The 15,019-nt window shown below is 55.1% G+C and carries 12 protein-coding genes; 9 read left to right on the top strand and 3 right to left on the bottom strand.

From position 1 onward, the window contains the following. The first annotated feature begins 21 nt into the window (after nt 1–21). The 3 genes from D2E25_RS05535 (at nt 22) to fmt (ending at nt 4,097) form a co-directional block, all read left to right on the top strand. Complete coding sequence (locus tag D2E25_RS05535; protein WP_125980664.1) at nt 22–2,265, top strand: primosomal protein N'; 2,244 nt, start codon at nt 22–24, stop codon at nt 2,263–2,265. Nucleotides 2,266–2,333: 68 nt separating this feature from the next. Then, nucleotides 2,334–3,047 (top strand): HAD family hydrolase, encoded by a 714-nt coding sequence (locus D2E25_RS05540; protein ID WP_125981063.1) that lies wholly within the window; start codon nt 2,334–2,336, stop codon nt 3,045–3,047. Between the two features lie 75 nt (nt 3,048–3,122). Then, nucleotides 3,123–4,097 (top strand): methionyl-tRNA formyltransferase, encoded by a 975-nt coding sequence (fmt, locus tag D2E25_RS05545; protein WP_125980666.1) that lies wholly within the window; start codon nt 3,123–3,125, stop codon nt 4,095–4,097. A 144-nt stretch (nt 4,098–4,241) separates the two neighbouring features. Here fmt and serB read toward each other — a convergent pair whose 3' ends face one another. Next, nucleotides 4,242–4,940, bottom strand: a complete 699-nt coding sequence (serB, locus tag D2E25_RS05550) for a phosphoserine phosphatase SerB (protein WP_164514735.1) — start codon at nt 4,938–4,940, stop codon at nt 4,242–4,244. A gap of 38 nt (nt 4,941–4,978) precedes the next feature. On the opposite strand from serB, the gene D2E25_RS05555 reads away from it, so the two are divergent. From D2E25_RS05555 to pafA, 6 genes are all read left to right on the top strand, one after another. Next, nucleotides 4,979–5,725, top strand: coding sequence for a DedA family protein (locus D2E25_RS05555; RefSeq protein WP_125980671.1), 747 nt, complete (start codon nt 4,979–4,981; stop codon nt 5,723–5,725). A 23-nt stretch (nt 5,726–5,748) separates the two neighbouring features. Continuing rightward, nucleotides 5,749–7,371 (top strand): proteasome ATPase, encoded by a 1,623-nt coding sequence (arc, locus tag D2E25_RS05560; protein WP_164514754.1) that lies wholly within the window; start codon nt 5,749–5,751, stop codon nt 7,369–7,371. Further along, complete coding sequence (gene dop / locus D2E25_RS05565; RefSeq protein ID WP_125980676.1) at nt 7,368–9,071, top strand: depupylase/deamidase Dop; 1,704 nt, start codon at nt 7,368–7,370, stop codon at nt 9,069–9,071. The genes arc and dop overlap by 4 nt, the downstream gene beginning before the upstream one ends. Before the next feature lie 128 nt (nt 9,072–9,199). Further along, nucleotides 9,200–10,027, top strand: coding sequence for an inositol monophosphatase family protein (locus D2E25_RS05570; protein ID WP_125980678.1), 828 nt, complete (start codon nt 9,200–9,202; stop codon nt 10,025–10,027). A 118-nt stretch (nt 10,028–10,145) separates the two neighbouring features. Continuing rightward, entirely contained in the window at nt 10,146–10,343 is a 198-nt protein-coding gene (locus tag D2E25_RS05575; RefSeq protein WP_125980680.1) for a ubiquitin-like protein Pup, read from the top strand. Then, nucleotides 10,343–11,839, top strand: a complete 1,497-nt coding sequence (gene pafA, locus D2E25_RS05580) for a Pup--protein ligase (RefSeq protein WP_125980683.1) — start codon at nt 10,343–10,345, stop codon at nt 11,837–11,839. The genes D2E25_RS05575 and pafA overlap by 1 nt, the downstream gene beginning before the upstream one ends. A 112-nt stretch (nt 11,840–11,951) precedes the next feature. Here pafA and D2E25_RS05585 read toward each other — a convergent pair whose 3' ends face one another. Next, entirely contained in the window at nt 11,952–12,233 is a 282-nt protein-coding gene (locus D2E25_RS05585; RefSeq protein WP_125980685.1) for an HU family DNA-binding protein, read from the bottom strand. Nucleotides 12,234–12,377: 144 nt separating this feature from the next. After that, nucleotides 12,378–14,939 carry a lysylphosphatidylglycerol synthase transmembrane domain-containing protein gene (locus D2E25_RS05590; protein WP_125980687.1) on the bottom strand — a complete coding sequence of 854 codons (2,562 nt, stop codon included), beginning with the start codon at nt 14,937–14,939 and terminating at the stop codon, nt 12,378–12,380. Nucleotides 14,940–15,019: the final 80 nt, after the last annotated feature.

The raw sequence follows: 15,019 nt of genomic DNA on the forward strand, positions 1-15,019 counted from the left end.
AGCGTGTGGTAAAAGTGAGGTATGACCACGACCAGTGACGCATTGCAGCCCACCTTCGACGGGCTCGCGCCGCGCAAACGACGCCGGCGCGCGCCCGCCGAACGCATTCGTGCCGACGCGCGCCCAATTGCGCAAGTCGTGCTCGACGTACAAGCCACTCATTTAGGGCGTACCTTTGATTATCTCGTTGACGAGCACCAATCCGAATCCGCACAGCCAGGCGTTATGGTACGCGTGCGTTTCGGCGGTCGCCTGATTGACGGCATCATCTGGAATCGTGTTGAAACAAGCGATACGCCAGCATCGTCATTACGGTTCATTGAACGCGTCATTACCCCGCACGTACTGGTTTCTGCGTCAATGCGCGAAGATATTACGCGCATTGCTGACGCGTATGGTGGCACGCGCGCGAATATTCTCCGCCTTGCAGTGCCCCCTCGCGTGGCGCGCGTCGATAAAGAACAGCAGTTAGCAGCTACTTCTCGTTGGATCGGGCGATCTCGTTTCAGCGAGCGCGATGATGAGACGCTCGAACGCGGATTTCAACAGTTCAGCGAATGTTATGACGGCGCTGCTCGACTGCGCGCTGCAATCGAAGGCAGCGGGTTTGCCGCGTTCGTATGTGACGCTCGACCAGGCGCGCGAGCATGGTCTGCTGACATAGCGTGGATGATCGTAGATGCGATGCGTTCAGGTATGCCGGCAATAGTCGTATTACCTGGGTTGCGGCAATGCGAAGATCTTGCCCGCGCGTTAGAAACGCTCGGATTGCAGCGTTTTGCGCATACGGGTGCGGAACATGGCGGATTCGCCGGTGATTTTGCGATTATGGGAGCCGCGTTAGCTCCAGCTGAACGATATCGTGCGTATGTAGCTGCTGCCACGGGGCAGATCAGATGCGTTATTGGAACACGTGCAGCAATGTATGCGCCAGTTGAGGGGCGCGCACTGTTCGTTATTGTTGACGATGCAGCCTATCAGAACGCTGATGGCATGATGCCATACGCGCAAGCACGCGGCGTGATGCGTTTGCGTGCAGCCGGCCGTGGAGGCGTGTTCGTTGCTATGGCATTTGCTCGCAGCCCATTGAGCCAATGGGAGGTTGGGCGCGATGCGCGCACAACGCCGGTGAGCGGCCCCAGTGAGCCAGTAACGCCATTGCCGAGCGTGCGCCGCGATTCAATGCCATGGATACGCTGGCTGAATCGTGAAGAGTTGAATCGACTCGCCGACCCTACTATCGGCTCGCGTGTGCCGCACACAGCGGTTCGTATTCTGTCTCAAGCATTGGAAACCGGCCCCATATTGCTATCTATCCCAGCTGACGGGGTAGGGGAGGCGCTCGCCTGTACGCGGTGTCATCGTCAAGCGCGATGCGCAAAATGTACTGGCCCCTTGCAGCTTGTTGGCGATGCGGTACCGCGGTGCCGTTGGTGTGCTGCCGCAGCAGTGAACTGGCGATGCCCAGAATGCTCATGTGAGCGTATGCGTGTAGTGCGGGTTGGTGCAACGGGTACTGCGCATGAGTTAAGCGGATTATTCCGTGGCGTGCCCATCGTATTGTCGTCGCCCAATCAGCCTAGAGGGGTAATTGAAGAAGTTGATTGTCGCCCGCAAATCGTTGTTGCGACTCCGGGTGCAGAGCCGCGCGTATTGCCGAGCGTGCTCGATGCGCGCGCGAATCCTGGCGAATATCGTGCGGTAGCGATTCTTGACGCATGGACGAGCTTGTATTCGCCTGGTATTGACGCTCGAGTAGACGCGTTAACAGCATGGATGCGCGCAATGTCATTATGCGCGCCTCGCACTCGTGGTGGGCAAGGATTACTGATTGGTGAAAGTGACCCTGCGCTGGCTCGCTCACTGATGGTGTGGGATCCGACACTGTTAGCTGCGAAAGAATTGGAAGAGCGCGAGCAAACCGGCATGCCGCCAACGTTTGCTGTGGCATGCGTATGGGGCAGGCGTGACGCAGTCATGAACGCGTTAACTGCTATTGGAGCGATTGACGGCGCTTGGGCTGAAGTGAGTATTGATGGTGTTGCTATGCCAGCGATGCTGGGCCCGGTTCCGATTGCGCAACCAGTTACCGTGAGTGCTCGCGAATTAGAAAGCACGGCTGATCGTGTGAAAGCAGTCGTGCGCGTGCCGCTTGCTGATCGTGCTGAGCTAGCAGTACGCCTGCGCGCAGCGGTGTCGCATCATGTTGCTTCACGTCAATCAGGAGAATTGCGATTCCAAGTTGATCCGAAGGATTTGATGTGATGGCGTAGTCGTCGCGATACCATGAAACGATGGATACGGCAGTTGTATCCGCTATGGATGGAGGCATCATGAAGGGTTGGCCTGGAGAGCCTGAAATGGAGCATGACGTGCTGATGGCAGACGGTGAGGCCGCTGCTGCAGCTGGCAAGCCGATCACCGACGTGATCTTTGACTTCGGTAACGTGCTGATCTACTGGGATCCTGCTGCGGTAATGTCACCACGTTATACGCAGGATACTGTTGAGCGTTTTCTCGACAATGATATTTCCGGTTTCTACGATGCGAACGATCGCATGGATGGTGGCGCTACCCCCGAGGAGGGCATCGCATGGATGCGTGAAACTCACGGTGACCAGTGGGCTGATATGTTGCGTTATTACATTGATAACTTTGAAGATTCATTGACTGGCGTCGTACCCGGTATGCGCGTGCTCGTCAATGATCTCAAAGCCGCTGGTATTGGCGTATGGGGCTTGTCGAATTGGGAGAAGGAACTGTTCCACTACGCGGAGGAGAATTGCGCGATTCTGCGTCAGCTTGATGGCAAGTTGGTTTCGGGTTTTGTACGCTTGCGCAAACCGCATAAGGAAATTTATCAAGCGGCGCTCAACCAGTTTGGTATTGCGGCGGAGACGAGCGTATTCATTGACGACAAGGCAATGAATATTGTTGGCGCTAATAAGGCTGGTATTCGCGGTATTCGCTTCTCTGATTCGCGCAAACTGCGTGACATTCTCATCGCGCAGGGCGTGCATATTCCGGGAACGCAGCGCGTACAGTGAGTTTTTCGTTCGTGAATTCGTTTGCTGGCTTGTATTCCAGCATTTCAGTAGGTATTGCAGTGAAGGAGAGATGATTTGCTGAAGATCCTGTTCGCCGGAACTCCGGATGTGGCTGTGCCATCGTTGCGTGCATTAGCGGCTGACACTGAACATTGTGAAATCGTAGCGGTGCTCACTCGGCCTGATGCTCCCACTGGTCGCGGTCGCAAGCTAACCCCCAGCCCGGTTAAGCAGGCGGCACTCGAACTTGATCTGCCGGTTATTGAATCAGACCCATCGGAAGATGATCTCTTCGTTCGCGAACTGGCTGCCACGGGTGCGCAAGCTGCTGCCGTCGTCGCCTATGGCAAGATTCTCAAAGAGTCAGTTCTTGATGCGCTGCCACTCGGCTGGTACAACCTGCATTTTTCCATGCTGCCGAAGTGGCGTGGTGCAGCTCCCGCACAGCGTGCTATTTGGGCGGGTGACAAGTCCACTGGCGTGACCGTGTTTCGTATTACGCGCGGTATGGATGCCGGTCCGATCATTGCACAGCGAGAAACTGAAATCGACGCGCATGAAAACGCTGGCGATCTGCTCGCTCGTCTTGCAGACAGTGGCTCATCAGTGCTCGTACGCGCCATGCAAGCTGTAGACGCTGGTCGTGCTGCCGCAGTCGCTCAACAGGAAGGCGACTATCCGAAAGCGGATAAAATCCGCGTAGATGATGCGCATATCAATTTCGCGGCTCCGGTTGAGCGAGTCGATTGCCAGATTCGCGCGTGCACGCCGAATCCAGGCGCATGGTGCCACTTGCATGCTGACGATGCAGCTGGTGTTGAGCCAATCACGTTGCATGTGCTACGCGCGCAACCTGCTGACTTGGATAATCCGAATACGCCATCTGAGCTGGCTGCTGGCATGATTATGGCTGGTAAAAAGAACGTATGGGTTGGTACAGCGAGCACGCCGCTCGAACTGCTCGAAGTCAAAGCGCAAGGTAAGAAAGCAATGCGCGCAGCCGATTGGGCGCGTGGCGCTCGCCTGGCTCAAGGCGCATACTGCCGTTAAACACAGCGACCGTAGTATTGCGAGTACTGCAAGTACTACGAAACGCAAACAATAAGCGCTGTTCTTCATCGAATGCACAAGCCAACGATGAAGAACAGCGCTTATTGCATTGTTGCTCTCAGATCAGCTCTTAAAGCAGCATGGTTACCTATCCAGTAAATCAAGCACCAAACGCAGATTGCGCTCATTAATCGCATGATCAGCAGCCAACTGTGTTTTTGGCTTCGCACAAAAAGCAATACCCAAACCGGCAGCTTGAATCATCGGAATATCATTCGCGCCATCGCCCACGGCGACCGTTTGCGCAATATCGATATCATTGCGTCGAGCCCAATCCTGCAGCGCATGCAATTTCACGGTCTTGCACACGATATCGCCGAGCACTTCGCCAGTAAGCACGCCATCCTGCACGCCCAAACGATTTGCCAGCCAGTAGTCAACGTTCGATTCAGCAGCGAGTCGATCGACGACTTCATGGAAGCCGCCAGAAACAACGCCAACCTTCCAACCATGCGCGTGCAACGTATCAATAAGTTCAAGAGCACCATTTGTGAAATGCAGTTTCTCATGAACCACATCAAAAACACTCGCCGGCAAGCCCTTGAGCAAAGCTACGCGCGCACGCAAGGCTTCACAGAATTCCATTTCGCCACGCATCGCGCGCTCGGTTACTTCGGCAATCTGCTCGCCGCAGCCAGCCGCCTCGCCCAACTCGTCAATGACTTCCTCGTCAATAAGCGTGGAATCCACGTCCATCACCAGCAGTCCAGGGCGCGAGAGCGTCGGCACGGGGGCCATAGCATCAGCGAAGACGTCAGAGGGTTGCAAAGTTTCTTCAGACATACTGTTGATTGTCGGAAATCGTTGGGACAATGGCCCCTATGCATCATTCCCTTATTACTTCCACAACCCTTCTGGCAAGCGCGGCCCCTGTGTGCGATACGGGGCAAAGTGGCGTGATTGGCGCTATTACCACCTGGCTGGTGGATGTTATGGAAACGATTGGCGGCCTCGGCGTGGCGCTCGCTATTGCGCTTGAATCAATTTTCCCGCCGATTCCCAGCGAAGTTATTTTGCCGTTGGCTGGTTTTACCGCCGCGCGAGGTAAGCTGAATCTTGTTGAAGCGATTATTTGGGCGAGTATCGGCTCGCTACTTGGCGCATGGGCCTTGTACGGTATTTCACGCTGGGTTGGCTTGCATCGCATTCACCGTGCGACTGATTATATTCCCGGCGTAAGTCGCACAGATGTTGATAAAGCAGACCGTTGGTTCACCCAATACGGCACGTGGTCAGTGCTTATTGGCCGTGTGATTCCTGTAGTGCGCTCGCTGATATCCATTCCTGCTGGGTTTAACCGCATGAATTTTGCCCAGTTCACTGGCTGGACGCTGCTCGGCTCAGCTGTGTGGAACACGATTTTGGTTGGCGCAGGCTATCTGCTTGGTGATCAATGGTGTTCGATTCTCGGCGCACTCGGCGTATTCGAGGATGTGGTGATTGTCGTCTTTATCGTGGTCCTCGCCGTCGCAGTGGTACGTTGGGCGCGTAAGGTGAACTCACGCAGACGTGAACAGGCAGAACAGGGCGAACAGGCAGAACGTGCAGACGGAGGCGACGCGCAGTGAATGATACCGATGCGGCCATGAGTATGAACAATACTGAGGCAACGGTGCACGAATCGAGTGAACGCGCACAGTCCATTGAAGCGCGCGATCGTGCATTAGATGAGCTTGCGGCAGCGAACGATCGCCTGATGGAAAAAAATCATGCGCTCGCACAAGCATTGTCGCGCGCAGGCAAGGAACTGACCAAAGCTAAAGCGCAGTTAACGCAGATGACACAGCCGCCGAAATCGTTCGGCACAATGATCCGCGTCGATTCGTCCATGATTGACGATCAGGGCGTGCAACATGCGAGCGCTGAAGTGATGATGGGAACGCGGCGGCTTATCGTCCCTGTTGCAGCTACAGTGAATGCGGCGCGTCTTGCTGCCGGCGCGACGGTGCTGCTCAACGAAAACATGGTGCTTGTTGAACAGCGTGGTGCCGATACTCTTGGCCCAGTGCGCACAATCCGCCAGCTGCTCGATGATGGGCGTCTGATTATTGTTGACGGTGGTGGCAATCCAAGCGTTGTGCGCCGCGCGAGCGCAATGGCGCACGTGACATGTGTGCCCGGCCAACGTGTGATTCTTGACGCTTCGGGCCGTTTCGCGGTAGAGATGCTGCCTGATGAGGATAATACGGATTTGGTACTCGAAGAAGTGCCAGACGTTACGTTTGCTGATATTGGTGGTCTTGAAGATCAGATCGAACGTATTCGTGACGCCGTGCAGCTACCATTCCTGCATCGCTCACTGTATGAGCGGTACGATCTGAAAGCGCCTAAGGGCGTGCTGCTCTATGGCCCTCCAGGCAACGGTAAAACCATGATTGCGAAAGCTGTTGCGCACGCGCTTTCGCAAGGCTTTGGCAAAGGGGCGGGCGTGTTCCTATCAGTGAAGGGACCGGAACTGCTCAACAAGTTTGTTGGCGAATCCGAACGATTGATTCGGCAGATTTTTAAGCGTGCGCGCGAGCGTGCTGCTGATGGGCGACCGGTTATCGTGTTCATTGATGAGATGGATTCGTTACTGCGCACGCGCGGTTCCGGCGTATCGAGTGATATGGAAACGACGATTGTGCCACAGTTCCTGTCTGAACTCGATGGTGTTGAAAGTCTCGATAACGTGATGGTTATTGGCGCCTCAAACCGTGTTGACATGATTGACCCCGCAGTATTGCGCCCTGGCCGCCTTGACGTAAAAATTCGCGTAGATCGTCCCGATGCTGCACATGCTGCATCGGTTATTCGGCATTATTTAACTGATGATCTCCCTCTTGAAGAGGGCGTTGACGCTGGTGACCTGTCGAAAGTGCTGGTACGCGACGTGTATACGCGCTCTTCAAGACGGCACTTGTGCGACGTGTGCAATGATCAAGGCCAATGGTCCGCAGTATTTCTTGCTGACGTAGCCTCAGGCGCCATGCTGAAAAACATCGTCGACCGCGCTAAAACCAAGGCAGTGAAAGCGTCAATCGACAATGGTGCTGCGGTAGCTATCACCACTGAACTGTTGGGTCGAGCAGTTGAAGATGAGTTCTTAGAGACGCGTGACTCAGTCGTAGACGCTGATCCACAACAGTGGTCTCGAATTAACGGCATGGAAGCCGGTCGTGTTACGCGCATTCGGCCGGTAACGCGCAAAGAAAGCAAGGAGCAAGCAGCATGAGCGTCAAACGCGTAATGGGCACGGAAACGGAATACGCTATTTCTCGTGCTGACGGCGCGCACAGCAATCCAGTGCGTTTGTCATTCGATGTTATTGATGCTGCGGCTGATGATAATCGTCGTCATATTCGCTGGGATTATCGCCAGGAAGATCCAGTGAATGATGCGCGCGGCACGAGACTAGAACGCGCCGCCGCTCGGCCGGACATGCTCACTGACGCACCACAATTGAATATTACGAACGTTATTGCACCGAACGGTGGGCGCATGTACGTTGATCATGCGCATCCTGAATATTCTGCGCCTGAAACCGTTGACCCATTTGAAGCCGTACGGTACGACCATGCCGGAGATTTGCTCATGCAGCAAGCAGCCGAACAGGCTAGTGCGCGTGGCGATACGCCGATCGTGCTGCATCGCAACAATGTTGATGGCAAAGGCGCGAGTTGGGGCACGCATGAGAACTATATGATGGCTCGCAGCGTACCGTTTGACGCGGTTGTAGCCTTGATGATCCCGCATTTTGTATCCCGGCAAATATACACCGGTTCCGGGCGCGTCGGCATTGGCGAGCGGAGCGAAACAGCAGGCTATCAGCTCAGCCAGCGCGCTGATTACATTGGCACAACTATCGGGTTGCAAACAACATTCGACCGGCCGATTATCAACACGCGCGACGAATCCCATAGCACCAGCCAATATCGGCGCTTACACGTTATCGTTGGTGACGGCAATCGCATGGACGTGCCACAAGTGTTGAAACTCGGCGTCACCTCCATGCTGCTATGGCTGCTCGAAACCGCCAACAAAGACGGGTACGATCTGCAGCCGCTGCTTGACACGATCACGCTTGCCGACCCGGTTGCAGCAATGCACACAGTGTCGCATGATCTTACCCTGTCGGCTCCGCTGCCATTACTTGGTGGGGGAGAGACCACCGCGTGGATTATCCAAGTAAAACTCCGCGCAGCAGTGTATGAAGTTGCAGCAGCCGCGTATGGCACGGATACGCGCGGCGAGCCTGCATGGCCGGACAAATCAACCGCATCCATCATGGCAATGTGGGGTCAAGCGCTCGCTGATGTTGCCACTGTTCGCCATGCTGATGATGATGCGCGTCTCACGTTGCAATCGGAAGCATCACGTCTTGAATGGTTGATGAAATGGCAGTTGCTGGAACGCTTGCGTCGACGTCGCTCTATGAGCTGGTCTGATCCTCGTCTAGCTGCGGTTGATCTGGCTTGGGCTGCTGTAGATCCAACGAAATCCGTATTTGAAAAAGTCCGTTCGCGCACTGAACGTACAAATACGGATGATGACGTGCGCACGGCTGCTCACACTGCGCCTGACACTACGCGCGCTTGGCTGCGCGCTGCCATCGTCAACCGGTATCCCTGGCAGGTTGTTGCCGCATCATGGTCGCATATCACAGTGCGCACGCAAGCATCGCTCGAGCAGCTTGGCATAACCGACAGTGCGAACAGTGATGATAATGCTCAAGCGAGTGCGCTGGCCGCCATGCCGCAAGAACAGTACGGTAATGCGAGCCGGCCGGTAACGCGAGCATCTGACTTGTTCTCGCTTGACATGTCTGATCCACTACTGTTTGACCGCGCCCACACGCAGCGTGCTGTTGAACAAACACATGATGCTGAAGGCTTGCTTCGCGAAGTTCACGAGATCATCACTGGCGGCAGGTAAAATCGTCTACACTAATCGCCTTGTAAGGCGGCGGCCAAGAGCCGCAATGATGATGGACGGCTATGATGCCGCCGGTCGCATACATGGAAACGATCGACGGCTGGCCTTGGATGAAGCGAGTACAACCCATGGATATGAAGCAACTAGCACTTGACGTGGCACGCGTCACACAGGATGCGGGCAAGCATGCGCTCACTGATCAAACCAATCCGCACGATTTGAGCACCAACTATGTGCACGGTGAAAGCCAGTTCACCTCTGATGTAGACGATCGCCTTGTGCGATTCATTAAGAACCGTTTAACGCACCTTGGTTCCTTTGACGGATTTTGGGAGAATCGCCCCGATAATCCAGCTCCAGGAACCCGCTACTGGTGTGTGGGAAGCGTTGACGGTGTCATCAACTTCGTGCGCAATATGCCTGAATGGACAGTGACTGTGTCCCTGTTCGAAGTCAACAATGAGGGCTCTGCACAGCCGATTCTGGGCGTAGTGCATGCTCCAGCATTAGGCTTGACCTATTTGGCTGCGCGCGGTCAGGGCGCAATCCGTGAACGCCGCACACCATTGGGTACTAAGCGTGAAAAAATCATGCCGTCTATGGCGAAAACACTGCAAGGCTCGGTCGTGTGCTTTGGCATGTCGTATTTCCCTGAAGAATCGAAGCGCGCACTCAACGTAGTGTCAAGCATTGCAGGCAAGCCAGCAGATATTAAACGAGTCGGCCCAGCCTCCCTTGACTTGTGCAAGGTTGCAGATGGCACGTATGACGCGTACTTCGAACCGCATCTACACAAATGGGATGTGCCCGCCGTATCGGCCGGCGCCATTGTAGTGTGGGAGGCACAGGGCAAACTCCGTCAATGGGATGGCAGCATGATTCACTGGCGCCGTGAAAACGACGTAGTGGCCTCCAATGGTCTGATCATCGACGAACTTCGCCCATACTTGGTGTAAGTCAGCGCTCAAACATGAGCGTAGATACCATGAACTGTTCCGACGCTGTGACGGCGACTCGACTCACAGTGTCGGAACATTGTTGTTACGGCAACATGGATGATGAATAGGGGGAGCGATGCCTCAGGAATTTGCACAATCCAGTTCAACGCAGCACACGCAGCAAGAGCAGACGGAAGAAACAGCCGTGCACACTACGACTGCTGCGAATGTTGACGATGATGTGCTTGACGCAGTGCTCGACGACATTGAATCAACGTTGGAAACCAACGCGGAAGAATATGTGTCCAGCTTCGTGCAGAAGGGCGGCGAGTGATGCCGCAGCTGCGCGACAGCGGCAATAGCGGCCCCGGTTCAAGCATTCAGCAATCCGCTCAATTTGAAGGATTCGCGCGCATTTTCGGTGTTGAAACCGAATATGGCGTATCGGTAACCGGAGCCAAGAAACCAGTAGACGCCGGTCAAGTAGCAATGACCATGTTTCGCCCGATCGTCTCACGCGCTCGCTCCACGAACACCTACTTGACCAACGGGTCACGCCTCTACCTTGATGTGGGCTCCCACCCTGAATACGCGACTGCTGAAGCGCGCTCACCTTTAGATGCGCTTGCTCAAGATCTTGCTGGCGAACGAATCATGATTCGGCTCGCTCACCAAGCACAAGAGCAGTTACGTACCGCTGGCTATGGTGACGCACTGCGCGTACATGTTTTTAAAAACAACGCGGACTCAGCCGGGCATTCGTTCGGATGCCATGAAAACTATCTGGTACGCCGCTTTGTTTCCCTCGAACAAGTCGAGCATGAATTACTGCCATTTCTCATTACGCGTCAGCTGTACACGGGTGCTGGGCGAGTAACTGAATCCGGGTTTGAAATCACGCAGCGAGCAGACTATCTCGACGAAGCGGTTTCTTCAGCCACTACACGCTCACGCCCAATGGTCAACACGCGAGACGAACCGCACGCGGATCCGGAAGAATTCCGGCGACTACACGTGATTATTGGCGATTCAAATCGTTCACAATGGGCCACGTGGATGAAGCTTGCTGTAACGCACCTCGTGTTATGTGTTATCGAAGAAGCAGCACGCTTGGGCGTGCCTTCAGGCTTTGAAGCGTTCAATTTAGCGGATCCCGGTGAAGCGAATCGCGCGGTGAGCCGTGACCTGACTTGCCAGCATACGCAACTACAGCTTGCCGATACTGGCAATGCTGCTGCCACGATGAGCGCGCTAGACATTCAACGTGGATATTTCACGCTGGTGGAACGCTTCTTCCATGATCATCGTGATGCAATGCTCGCAGCAATGCCATCGCACCATGCTGATTCGCCGTGGGATCACGGCGTCGAACAGGCGTTAAGCGAATGGCGTCGCGTGCTGGATGTATTGGAAGCAGGCCACGTCACCGATCTTGCTGACCGCGTCGACTGGATTGCCAAATGGCGCTTGTTCAACGCGTTGCGCGCTCGCAAAGGCGAGCTCTCGCATGCGCGCCTAGAACAGCTGGACATGGACTATCACGATATTGCGAACGGTACGTTGTACGATTCGCTCCTGCGCCGCAATGCGATACTGCAACTAGTAGATGATGAAGCGGCAACCCAAGCTTTGCACGAGCCGCCATCCAACACGCGTGCCGTATTGCGCGGTCATTTTGTACAAGCTGCGCTTGACGCTGGCGCACAGTTCTCTTGCGATTGGACGCGTTTGACGCTTACCGTTCCACAACATCGCGAAGCGGTGATTCTTGATCCGTTCAATGCCACGCCTAATGCGGACTACGACCGGTTGTTGCAAGCGTTGCAATAAGAGCATTGCTATGCGGTGTTAGCTCGCCTAGCGCGAGCTCGTGCTCATCTACAGAAAAAGCCCCGACCTCCATGGTCGGGGCTTTGCCGTCTGCTGTGGCGGTACCGAGAACTTACTTGGTCACGGCCTTCTTGAGCAGGGAGCCGGCGGAGATACGCACGCCATAAGTTGCCGGGATCTCGATGGTCTCACCAGTGCGCGGGTTGCGGCCGGTGCGAGCGGCACGCTTCACGCGAGCGGCGGAGAACAGGCCGGTCAGCTTCAGGCCTTCGCCGGACTGCATAGCCTCGACGAACACGTCCTGGAAAGCGTTGACAGCCGCCTCGGCCTGAGCCTTGGTCAGGTTGGACTTCTGGGCGATCTTCGAGACGAGATCAGACTTGTTGTATGCCATAAAGCATCCTTCTTGAGTCAGGGGATGCCCCTACTGTGTCGGGGTATCCACACGTTCATAGTGAATAATAGCGCACGCTAGGGCCAAATTCCGCATTTTTCAAGGGTTTTCACGTGAATTTGCCCTTTAAGGGGGTATTGATCGTTAGATCATATTGCGCCGATCGAGCCAACGCATCGCGAGCGCACCCAGCGGAATACGCAGCCAGTAGAACAGTGCGCGATAGAGCAGCGTTGCAGACAGTGCAACACCTGCGGGCACGCCAGCAGCACCAAATGAGAAGGTTAACGCTGCTTCAACACCACCAAGACCACCAGGGGTAGGTACTGCTGAGCCAATAGCGTTAGCGAGCAGGAAGATGAACATCGTCTCCAACGGATTGGTCATCTGCCCGAACGCGAGCAGGGCCGCCCAGAATTCCAATCCAGTAGCCGCGTTCAGCAATAGCATGCCAAGAACACTGAACGTCAACTGCTTTGGATTCGTCAGCACATCAATCAGCTGACGCGCATACGCTTTCACCAACGGCAACAGACGCTCTGCAGCATAATGGCGCACTGGCGGAATCATCATGGCAAGAGCAAGCGTCATCAGCACAACGCCCACCACAACAATCAGCGTATTCGTCGGAATCATGCCACTAATCGCATCCGAACCAGTAAACAGGCCGATCAGCAGCAGCATGAGCACAGTGCCGCCATAATACACAGCCATTACCGCGCTCATAATCGCAGTTGCTGACGTATTGCGATACCCACTTTTGCGTAGGAACTGCAGATTGATAACCGCCGGGCCAACGCCAGCAGGCATCGACACTACAGCAAAACCTTGCGCCACCTGCGACATGAAAATACCAAGCGGGCGACGTCGATCACGGTCAATAAACGCGCCCAATTCCACGGAGGAACCGATGATGGCAAGCAGCTCGAACACGAGGCAAATAATCGCCATACGCGGATTCGCGTTCTTCACCGCAGCAATAACCTCATCAGGTTTAAGCTGCGTGAACACTACAGCAAGAGCGACAACCAGCAGCGCAGTACCAATGAACGAACGTAAACTAAAGCGTGACAGAGTCACTGGTTCCATAGATTCGGCAACATCCTGTGGCGCCAGTGCGCGCAATGCGGCGCGCAGCTCATCCAACGTGTGCTTATCCCACCGTTCAAGCGCACGAGTACCAGTCGGAATAGCAGCCTTTTGTACAAACGGTGCGAGAGCAATGAGCGTATCATTACCCCACACTGCGCGCCCGGCAGCAACAGCACGATCAGTATTCGTGAGCACGGCCAGTAGCGTGAGTAGCTGCACTTGATCGAGCGCAATATTCGCAGGACTGCTCGCATCATCACCGTTTTGCCACCCGGCAATAATTGGCGTACCAAGTTCGAGCCGCGCTAATGTATCCGGCGTAATACGACGATGCGTATACCCGCGTCGGTTCGCAACCGATAGGAAGCGCATCAGCTCAACCATATCCTCGTCAGACAGCGTATTGGGATTGCACTCATGCATCACATCAATGCCTTGCAATACCAGAATCGAAGTCTCACCAGTATCCGCAACCCCGTACACCGTAGGCGTAGGCAATCCAGCGTTTTTCAAACCCAATATCATCGCCATATGATGCTGGGTAGCTTCACGAGGGGAGCGGTCGCGGCGCATCGAAACACCAGTGAAGCGAATCCACTGCCAGAGCTGTTTGAGATAGCCTGCGGCGCGCACCTGACTGTCAAGCGCGGAAACAATAAAATGACGACCGCGATCATCCTCAACATCGTACAGACGTGAGCCTTCAACCAGATCATCATCTAACGTGGTTTTGAGCGTACTATGCCGTGGATCATCATCCATACGACGAGTGAGCGTGACCACGCGCACGCCAATGCCAGCAAGCGCTTGAACGAGTTCTTCACCCCACGCGCCTTGATTTTTCGTACCGATTGCGAACCGCAGGAGCATGCCAGCTAGTCGACCAGTGGCAAAAGATACGAGTACGCCCGCGACTGAATTGACTGACAGTAAGACGAGCAGCGCGCCCACCGTGTACAGGATATTCCAACCCCATTTGACCGTGGAACGAGTGCGCCGGGGGCCAGCGGCGGTTAGCAGTGCTCCAGCTCCCGCGTAAAAGCCGGGGAGTAATCCTGAACCGATGGGATTGTTCGGCGAACTGAGCGCAGAGAGAAGTGACGCGTTGTCGAGTGATGATACGGCAGTGCCAAGGAGCGCGGCTGCTGCAAAACCAGCAAACATGGCGATAACTGATACTGCTGATTGCAACCTTTCGTGGCTGATCAACAATTGTGCGACCACCATGGCAACAATAGCGACGATGGCGAGCTGTTGCAGCATGGATACTGGCAGGTCAACCATCCAGTTGAGCGCTTGACCGGCAGTGTGTGCATCTGATTCAACGCCAGTGGTGATGCCATGCAAATACGCGGCCGATAGCATGGCGAGAGCTGCAATGACCACAGAAGCGCCGGCGCGCAACAGGTCGCCAAAGTCGTGAATGCGTTTCGGTGGAATATCGTCGATACGCGGTGCGCTGGCAGTGTAGAGCGCATCGCTACTGGCATGATGAGTCTCGCTGATTGCAGCACTGTGCGCTGCCTCATCGTGTATTTCGTTCGTAAAACGCGTTTCCGCCGACGAGGCGTCATGCTCATCGGCGGAAACAGTCGGTTGCTTCCGATCAGTCATTAGACCCCTTCGCGATGTGTCGTTGACATGCTGGCCGATAGCGTCCATTTCAGTGTATCGGCCAGCGTTACGTGAAGCGA

Source organism: Bifidobacterium goeldii, assembly GCF_003951095.1.
In the GTDB taxonomy this organism is placed as follows: Bacteria; Actinomycetota; Actinomycetes; order Actinomycetales; family Bifidobacteriaceae; genus Bifidobacterium; species Bifidobacterium goeldii.

Bases quoted from the DNA above. Each gene is read 5' to 3' on its own strand.
- D2E25_RS05535 (WP_125980664.1), top strand. From the start codon at position 22: ATGACCACGACCAGTGACGCATTGCAGCCCACCTTCGACGGGCTCGCG.
- D2E25_RS05540 (WP_125981063.1), top strand. From the start codon at position 2,334: ATGAAGGGTTGGCCTGGAGAGCCTGAAATGGAGCATGACGTGCTGATG.
- serB (WP_164514735.1), bottom strand. From the start codon at position 4,940: ATGTCTGAAGAAACTTTGCAACCCTCTGACGTCTTCGCTGATGCTATG.
- D2E25_RS05555 (WP_125980671.1), top strand. From the start codon at position 4,979: ATGCATCATTCCCTTATTACTTCCACAACCCTTCTGGCAAGCGCGGCC.
- arc (WP_164514754.1), top strand. From the start codon at position 5,749: ATGAACAATACTGAGGCAACGGTGCACGAATCGAGTGAACGCGCACAG.
- dop (WP_125980676.1), top strand. From the start codon at position 7,368: ATGAGCGTCAAACGCGTAATGGGCACGGAAACGGAATACGCTATTTCT.
- D2E25_RS05570 (WP_125980678.1), top strand. From the start codon at position 9,200: ATGGATATGAAGCAACTAGCACTTGACGTGGCACGCGTCACACAGGAT.
- D2E25_RS05575 (WP_125980680.1), top strand. From the start codon at position 10,146: ATGCCTCAGGAATTTGCACAATCCAGTTCAACGCAGCACACGCAGCAA.
- pafA (WP_125980683.1), top strand. From the start codon at position 10,343: ATGCCGCAGCTGCGCGACAGCGGCAATAGCGGCCCCGGTTCAAGCATT.
- D2E25_RS05585 (WP_125980685.1), bottom strand. From the start codon at position 12,233: ATGGCATACAACAAGTCTGATCTCGTCTCGAAGATCGCCCAGAAGTCC.
- D2E25_RS05590 (WP_125980687.1), bottom strand. From the start codon at position 14,939: ATGACTGATCGGAAGCAACCGACTGTTTCCGCCGATGAGCATGACGCC.